General features: G+C 70.7%; 8 protein-coding genes. All 8 read right to left on the reverse strand.

Annotated features, from left to right (window positions below; all coding sequences use genetic code 11):
* Positions 1–34: 34 nt before the first annotated feature.
* Complete coding sequence (locus tag ACFV46_RS22375; protein ID WP_361932258.1) at positions 35–817, reverse strand: enoyl-CoA hydratase/isomerase family protein; 783 nt, start codon at positions 815–817, stop codon at positions 35–37.
* Positions 814–2,064 (reverse strand): cytochrome P450, encoded by a 1,251-nt coding sequence (locus tag ACFV46_RS22380; RefSeq protein ID WP_385499384.1) that lies wholly within the window; start codon positions 2,062–2,064, stop codon positions 814–816. Before ACFV46_RS22380 ends, ACFV46_RS22375 begins: the two co-directional genes overlap by 4 nt.
* Positions 2,065–2,157: 93 nt before the next feature.
* Positions 2,158–3,525, reverse strand: coding sequence for a cytochrome P450 (locus tag ACFV46_RS22385; protein WP_385499385.1), 1,368 nt, complete (start codon positions 3,523–3,525; stop codon positions 2,158–2,160).
* Between the two features lie 9 nt (positions 3,526–3,534).
* Positions 3,535–4,095, reverse strand: coding sequence for an ATP/GTP-binding protein (locus tag ACFV46_RS22390; RefSeq protein ID WP_283285015.1), 561 nt, complete (start codon positions 4,093–4,095; stop codon positions 3,535–3,537).
* Positions 4,096–4,098: 3 nt separating this feature from the next.
* Entirely contained in the window at positions 4,099–4,485 is a 387-nt protein-coding gene (locus ACFV46_RS22395) for a DUF742 domain-containing protein (RefSeq protein ID WP_361352301.1), read from the reverse strand.
* Entirely contained in the window at positions 4,478–5,326 is an 849-nt protein-coding gene (locus ACFV46_RS22400) for a roadblock/LC7 domain-containing protein (protein WP_385499386.1), read from the reverse strand. Before ACFV46_RS22400 ends, ACFV46_RS22395 begins: the two co-directional genes overlap by 8 nt.
* Entirely contained in the window at positions 5,323–6,462 is a 1,140-nt protein-coding gene (locus ACFV46_RS22405; protein ID WP_385499388.1) for an ATP-binding protein, read from the reverse strand. Before ACFV46_RS22405 ends, ACFV46_RS22400 begins: the two co-directional genes overlap by 4 nt.
* Before the next feature lie 625 nt (positions 6,463–7,087).
* Entirely contained in the window at positions 7,088–7,735 is a 648-nt protein-coding gene (locus ACFV46_RS22410; RefSeq protein WP_376726912.1) for a LysE family translocator, read from the reverse strand.
* Positions 7,736–7,850 lie beyond the last annotated feature (115 nt).

Here is a 7,850-nt window from a genome sequence, read left to right on the forward strand (position 1 = left end):
GCTCCCTGATCCGGCCTGATCCAAACGAATGACCCTAGGGGCGCGCGGCCGGGGCGGTCAGCCGCGCCGTCAGCAGGTGCGAGTCGAGCAGGGACAGATCGGCCGTGCGGTCGGCGCGGGCGTAGCCGGCGAGCATCCGCTTGGTGAGGACGAGCGCCTCCGGCTGTCTGCGCAGGAGCGGTCTCACCCAGGAGCCGACGACCTGGTCGAGCCCGTCGGCGGGGGCCGTCCGGTGGACGAGGCCGAGCCGCTGCGCGGTGGCCGCGTCGAACATGTCGCACGTGAGCATCAGTTCACGGATCCGGGCCGCGCCGGCCTCGGCGACGAGACGGCCCATGGCCCCGCCCCAGGCGGGCGGCAGGCCCAGCCCCACCTCGGGCATACGGAACCGGGTGGTGTCGGCGGCGGCCCGCAGATCGCAGTAGGAGGCGAGGGCGAGCCCCGCGCCGACGACCTTGCCGTGCAGCCGGGCGACGGTGACGACGTGGGTCGTCTCCAGCGCCTGGCAGAGCCGCTGCGCCTTGTCGGCGACGCGCCGCAGGTCGCCGCCGGTGGGGTCGGCGGCGAGGGACTGCTGGTACTCGGAGCGGTCGGCGCCCAGGCAGAAGTCCTCGCCGTCGGACGACAGGACGAGGACGCGCAGGTCGGGCCGTTCGTGCAGGCCGTCGAGGACGGCCAGGAGATCGTCCAGGGCGGCGACCCCGAGCGTGTCGTCACCCTGCTCGGGGTTGAGGCGTACGTGCAGGACCGGGCCGTCCTCGTCGACGGCCACGGCCTTGAGCGCGCGGTGGGTGAGGGGGGAGGGGGTCTCGGTCATGCGAGGGCGACGTCCAGGTTCGACAGGCGCCTGAAGGCCACCCGGGGCTCCCATGTGGGGCGCCGGGCGAGCGTGAGGCGGGGCAGACGGCTGATCATGTGATGGAGGAGGGTCTGCGCTTCCAGCCGGGCGAGGGGCGCGCCGAGGCAGTAGTGGATGCCGTTGCTGAAGGCGAGATGGTCGGAGCGGGGCCGCTCGGGGTCGAAGCGGTCCGGGTCGGCGTGCCGGGTCGGATCGCGGTGTGCGGCGCCCACCATCAGGTGGACCATGGCGTCCTTGGGGACCTCGACGCCCCCGACAACGGTGTCGTCGGCCGCGACACGGCTGATCACATGGGTGGGCGGGTCGTGGCGCAGTGTCTCCTCGACGAAGGCGGGCACCAGGGTGGGGTCGGCGGCGAGCAGATCCCGGCGCAGCGGCTGCTCCAGCAACCGCAGGGCCATGGTGGACAGCAGGGTGGACGTGGTCTCCAGCGCCGCGAGGAGCACGAAGAGGGCGAGGAAGTACACGGATTCGTCGGCCTGGTCCCGGTCGGGTTCCAGGGTGTCGAAGGTGTGGATCCACAGGGACACCGGGTCGTCGCCGGGCTCTGCGCGACGCCGGCGGACCAGCTCCATGAAGTACGCGCGCAGTTCGGCCGTCGCCGCGTCGGACCGGGCCAACTGGCTGGCCGTCGGGAGGAGTTCCTGGGTGAACACCTGCTCGTGGGTGAGTTCGCGCAGCCGGGGCCAGTCGGCCGCGGGCAGGCCGAGCCAGTCGCCGATCGTGGCGACCGGCAGCTCTTCGCTCACGAGCGGGACGAAGTCGGCGGTACCGTGGCGCAGTTGCTCGGTGAAGGACAGCAGGAGGCGGTCGGTGGTACGCCCGACCGTGCGTCCGATCCGCTCCAACGTCTTGCGGCCGAACGTTCCTGCCGCCCTGCGTATTCGGGTGTGGTCCGGCGGATTGAGCGCGGGCAGCGTGTTGCTCATCTCCTGGGAGGAGGGAGCGTTCCAGCGGGTGCCCGGGCCCTGTTGCGCGCGCCAGCGCTTGTCCGGTTCGAGCCAGTCACGCGAGCGCAGTATCTGGTCGCACAGGTCGAAACCCGTGACGATCACATTGCCCCAAGGGGCGGGTGTGACCGGGCCCATGGCTCTGAGCCGGGCGTAGTAGGGAAAAGGATCGGCCTGCCCCTCCGCCGTCCGCAGACGGGCGAAGAGGCTGACAGCCGAACGACGGTCGTGTGACGGGCGAGCGTCCACCACCACGATGGCGGCTCCTTCCTGGGAGATCAGCCGCCATACGTACCCATGCGGTGATTGAAGCATCCACTTGTGGAGGTCAGGTGAGGGTTACCTTCGTCACTCGCCGCCGAGCCAGGCCCGGAAGCGGGAGAACAGGCCACGCGGGTGGGCTTGTTGAGTGGTTGGCTGAGAACGTGCGGTCGTCGTGTGCTGCGGCGCCGAAACAGCCGGCTGCGGCGCCGCAGAGCGAGCGGATTCGGCCGGGGACGGGCCGGCCGGGCGCGGTGTGAACCGGACGGGCAGCGACGCCAGCGAACGGCTCCACGGCCCCTCCCCCCAGTTGAGATCCTTGAAGGGGACGCGCATCTCGAGGTCGGGCAGCCCGTTGAGCAGGCACTCGACGGCGCTCACCGCGATCATGAAGGCCGGGTCCTTGGCGGGGCACGCGTGCGGACCGGCTCCGAACGCCAAGTGGGCCTTGGCACTGAGCTGTTCACGGTGCTGCGCCAGCTTCGGATCCGTGTTCGCCGCCGCGAACGAGATCAGGACAGGGTCGCCCGCCCGGAGGATCCTGCCGCCCAGCTGCACATCGTGCGTGGGGTAGTGACCGGCGTAGTTGGCGATCGGCGCGAAGTTCCACAGCGTCTGCGCGACCGCGTCCTCGACGGGCAGCGCGGCCTGCGCGTCCTCGCTCAGATACAGGGCCGTGCTGGTGCCGATGGCGGCGGCCAGCGGGGCGGTGCCGCCGGACAGCAGGGTGACCAGCTGGTGCAGGACCTCCTCGTCGCTGAGCCGCGCCGCGTGCTGCATCAGCTTCGTCGTCAGGTCCTCGCCGGGCCGGCGGTGCTTGAGGGCGATCAGCTCGGCCAGCGCGCCCCCCAGCACCTCGTCGGCGCCCGGAGTGCCCTGGAAGATGCCGCTGATGCCGGCGATGACCCGGTCACCGAGCTCGGGCGGGCAGCCGAACAGCTCGCTGAAGACCAGCAGCGGCAGCGGCATGGCGTACGCGGCCATCAGCTCGGCGTGCCCGAACGCGTCCGAGCCGAACTGGCTGACCAGGTAGTCCGCCGACTGCTGCACCTTGCGGCGCAGATGCAGCTCGTTGACGGTGGCGAGGCTGTCGACGACCGCCTGCCGCAGCCGCGCGTGCGCCGCCCCGTCGCTGAACAGGGCGTTCGGGCGGTAGCCCATCATGGGCAGCGCCGGGCTGTCCGCGGGCACCCGCCCCTCGTTCAGGGCGTTCCAGCGGCGCGAGTCACGGACGAACGACGCCGGGTTCTGCAGGATGAACAGCGCGGCGTCGTAGCTGGTGACCAGCTCGACCTCGACGCCCGGCGCGATGTCGACGGGCGCGCTCGGGCCGAGGGAGCGCAGATGGCCGTACGTGGCCTCGGGGTCGGCGGCGAACTCGGGGCCGTACAGCTGCGCGTTGCCGTGCGCGGGGCACCCGGCGGGTATGCCCCGCGGGGAGTGGGGTTCTTGCATGGCGAGCTCCTAGTCGAGCAGGGACATGAGGTGCTGCACGAGGGCGATCAGGGCCTGCAGCGCCGACTTCTGGTCGCGCACGTCACAGGCCACGACGGGGGTGTCGGGGTGCAGGTTCAGCGCCTCGCGGACTTCGTCGAGGGGGTAGGTGGTGGCCCCCTCGAAGTGGTTCACGCCGATGGCGTAGGTCAGACCGAAGCGCTCGACCAGGTCCAGGACCGGGAAGGACTCGTCGAGCCGCTGCGGGTCGACGATGAGGAGGGCGCCGAGCGCTCCGCGGGACAGCTCCTCCCACATCTCCTTGAAACGCTCCTGACCGGGCGTTCCGAAGACGTAGAGGACCAGTTCGTCGCTGAGCGTGAGCCGGCCGAAGTCCATGGCGACCGTGGTGGTCGTCTTGTCGGGTGTGCGCGACAGGTCGTCGTAGCCCACACTCGCCTCGGTGATCTCCTCCTCGGTCTGCAGGGGCTCGATCTCGGAGATGTTGCCGATGTAGGTGGTCTTGCCGACTCCGAAGGGCCCTACGACGAGGACTTTCACCGAGCGCACGTCGTCTGCGTCCAGGTACACGGGTTACGCTCCGATGTTCTTCAGGCCTTCGAGGACGGCACTGAGCAGTTCTCGGTCTTTGCTGTCGGCCCGGGGGGCGGGCTTGCGGACGAGGACCAGACCGCTCTCCTCCAGCTGTGCCAGGAGGATGCGCACGATGCCGAGCGGCAGGTGCGTACGGCCGGCGATCTCGGCCACGGCCAGCATGCGGTTGGCGACCAGATCCATGATCGCCTGCTCCTCCGGGGCGAGGGTGCGGGCCGTGGCGGCGGTGTCCTTGTGCGCGGTCACCAGGGCGGTGCGCTCGTACTGCTGGTCCGGCGGCAGGGCACGGCCGTTGGTGATCACGAAGAACGGGACTAACGCGGACGTCAGTTCCACTTCCGGGTCGGAGTCGTGTGCGTCAGACATCGCTCGGCGCCTCCTGTCGCGGTACGCGCTCCTCGGTCAGCCGGGGCACCACCTCGCCCAGGCGCGTGGTGAACTCCTCGATGTCGGTGTCGTGTTCGGCCGCCGCGGCCAGCAGGCGGCCGTGGTCACCGGCGATCAGGAAGATCCAGCCGTGCTGGAACTCGATGACGGTCTGCCGCCACTCCGCGCCCGCCTGCGCCCCGGCGAACTGGGACGTGACCCGGCTGTAGGCGTGGATGCCCATCATGGCGGCGGAGATGGTGTCGACCAGGTCCCGGTCGATCCCGCTGGTCGCCCCCAGGGGCAGGCCCTCCGCGCCCAGCAGCACGGCGTGCCGGGCACCGTGCACTCCGGAGATCACCTCGTCGAGGTCGGCGAGCACCGTGCCGGAACGGCCGCCCTCCTCCGCCCCGTTGGAGGAGCCCGCCCCGTGCAGGGACGGTTCCTCGGCGTCGACCCGGGGCGGGGTCGTCAGGTTGTTGCCCAGACGCGCCACGAGCCGGTGCATCCGGAAGGAGATCTGCTGGATGTCGACGTCGAGTTCCGCCGCGGCGGCCAGATAGGCCCCCTGACCCGCCCCGATGAGGAAGATCCACCCGTGCGAGAACTCGATGATCGTCTGGTGCCACTGCGGGTCCTGCACCGGTTCGATGAAACGGGCCGCGGCACGGCTCAGCGCCTGCATGCCGGCCATGGCGGCCGAGATGGTCCTCAGGTCGTCGTCGACGAGACCCTGGGTGGCCCCCCGCGAGATGCCGTCAGCGGAGAGCAAGACGGCGTGCCGTGCCTTGGGCACGTTGGTCACGATGTCTTCGAGCATCCACGACAGGTCGGTGGTCATGCGTCTTGGGGCCCTTCAGTGGCTGCGGAATCGAACGTGCGGCCCGAGATGGTGCCTCGTTGCAGGGCGCCCAGGGCACCCCGGCTGCGTCCGGAGAGGCGTCCGGTGTCCTGGGCCGCCCGGGACGGCTGGCGCGGGTCGTCCGGGGCGGTCGCCCGGGACACGCGCTTGGGCAGGCCGTGCACGGTGCGCGGCCGGCTCGGCGCGGACTGGTCGTCGCGCACGATGCTCACCGGGGCCGGAGCCTCCTCCACGGGGGCCGGCTGCTCCTCCGTCCACAGCTCCTCGGGCAGCAGCACCACGGCACGGACGCCGCCGTACCGGGAGATGCCCGTGACGTCGACCCGGAAGCCGTACTGGCGGGCGAGCAGGCCGATCAGCGGGAAGCCGAACTTCGGCTGGTTGCCCAGCTGCGAGAGCCGGGGGACGAAGTCGCCGGACAGCAGGGCGGTGGCCCGCTGGCGCTCCTCGTCGTTCATGCCGACACCGGCGTCGTCGATGACGATGCACAGGTTCTTCTGGATCCGCTGGAACGTCACCTCGATCGGTGCGTCCTGCTGGGAGAAGCTGGCAGCGTTGTCGAGCAGCTCCGCCACGGCGAGCGCGACGGGCGAGACGGCCGACGCCTTCAGCGCGAAACCGGTCTGCTGCATGATCTCGACCCGGCGGAAGTTGCGGATCTGCGACTGCGCGTTGCGCACCACGTCGTACACGCTGCCCGGCCGGTTGCGGCGGCCGGCCGGCGCGCCGCACAGCACGGCGATGCCCTGGGCCTTGCGCTGCATCTGCGCGTTGGCGTGCGTGACTTCGAGGAGTTCGGCGAGGACCGGGTGGTTGCCGTACTTGCCCTGGATGCCCTCCAGGACGGTCATCTGCTCGGCGGCCAGGCTCTGCAGGAAGCGGGCGGAACCCTTGAGGACCGCCTTGGTGCTGTCCTCGGCCGCCTCCTCCGCCTGCCGGATGGTGGTGTCGAACTGGTGCTTGTACCGGGCCAATTCGGCCTGCACCGAGGTGAGGTGGCCCTGCGACTGAGCGAGCTCCGCCTTCAGCGCCTGCTCGGCCTGCTGCTTTCTCCTCCCCAGGGCTCTGTTGCGGACGACGAGTGCCACGATCGCTGCGACGGCTATGGCCGTCATCGCAACCAGGCACCACGCAAGCGCGTCTCGAGACATGGAAACCTTTCCCGGCGCATGAAATGCGGACGTAGACGGATAACTCCCCCGCGAGTACGCACCCACGACAAACCATGCCGCCTACCCGAGCTCTGTGGCTGCTGAGCGTGCGGACCCCAAGTCAACGCTTGAAGTAAGTGGATCAAGGTCGCAGATGCGGGGATGCTATCACCGGCGTGACGGCGCCCGAGAGCGCGCCACCGTTCCTCCGCAAGGCCAACACGCCTTCTGTGGACGGATGTTGCCTGCTGTTCAGCGAGGCGGGTTCATCGGTGGTGGAGGACGCCGGCCTGCGGGGCGACGACGGCGGGACAGCCTGGTTCCTTCCGGGGCCGTCGGCTCGCCCGCCCGTCGGGCCGGGTGCACGGGTCCACAGCGACTCCTTCGCGATGGGGTCCTGGAGGCGACTGTCCCCCCGCGCGCGGCATGACGCCGCGTCAGTCTGCCGAAAGTAAGATGATCGTAACAGGTCTCACGCTGTGTGCGTGCCCGGGCACAGAAGCCGGGACAGCCCACCGGGGGACGGGAGTTCGCACGGTCGGCCGACCCGGCCGAGGGCGCTGCCGGACACCTGGCGGCGGCCCAGGGCTCAGTCCGCGCGGCCCGTCACCGCGACCGTGACGCCGAGGCCGATCATCGTGCAGCCGCCCGCGCCGCCTATCAGGGACAGCCGGCGGTCGGAGCGGGCGAACCAGGTGCGGGCGGCGGAGGCCGTGAGGCCCCACAGGGTGTCCGTGACCAGGCCGATCGTGATGGGGACCAGACCGAGCACCAGCATCTGCAACGGGACCCGACCCGCCGAGTGGTCCACGAACTGGGGGAGCACCGCGGCGAAGAACACCACCCCCTTGGGGTTGGTGACGCCGACGAGCACACCGTCCAGCAGGGTGCGCAGATCGCCGCGCGCCGGCTCTCGTGCCCCGGTGCCGATCGCCGACGCCTTCAGCTCCTTGCGGTGCCGGAACGCCTGGACCCCGAGCCAGACCAGGTAGGCGGCACCGGCCAGCTTCACCGTGAGGTAGACGGTCACGGACCGCTCCACGAGGGAGCCGATCCCGACCGCGACGGCGACCACCAGCAGATAGGAGCCGACGACGTTGCCCAGCGCGGTCGCCACGGCGGTGCGGCGCCCGTGCGCCAGGGCGCGGCCGATGACGAACAGGACGCTGGGTCCCGGAATCACGATCACCAGCAGCGACATCGCCGCGAACGCCAGCATCCGGTCGGTGGACACCATGCCCTCACCCCCACATCCCTGTCGGTGGCTCATTCAAACAGGAGCCACCGACGACGGACAGGGAGTGGTGAGGAGGGGAATGGACAGGGGGCGTTGCGGGCCGCTCGTGGAGGCC

The organism is Streptomyces sp. NPDC059852 (genome assembly GCF_042731455.1).
Classification (GTDB): Bacteria; Actinomycetota; Actinomycetes; order Streptomycetales; family Streptomycetaceae; genus Streptomyces.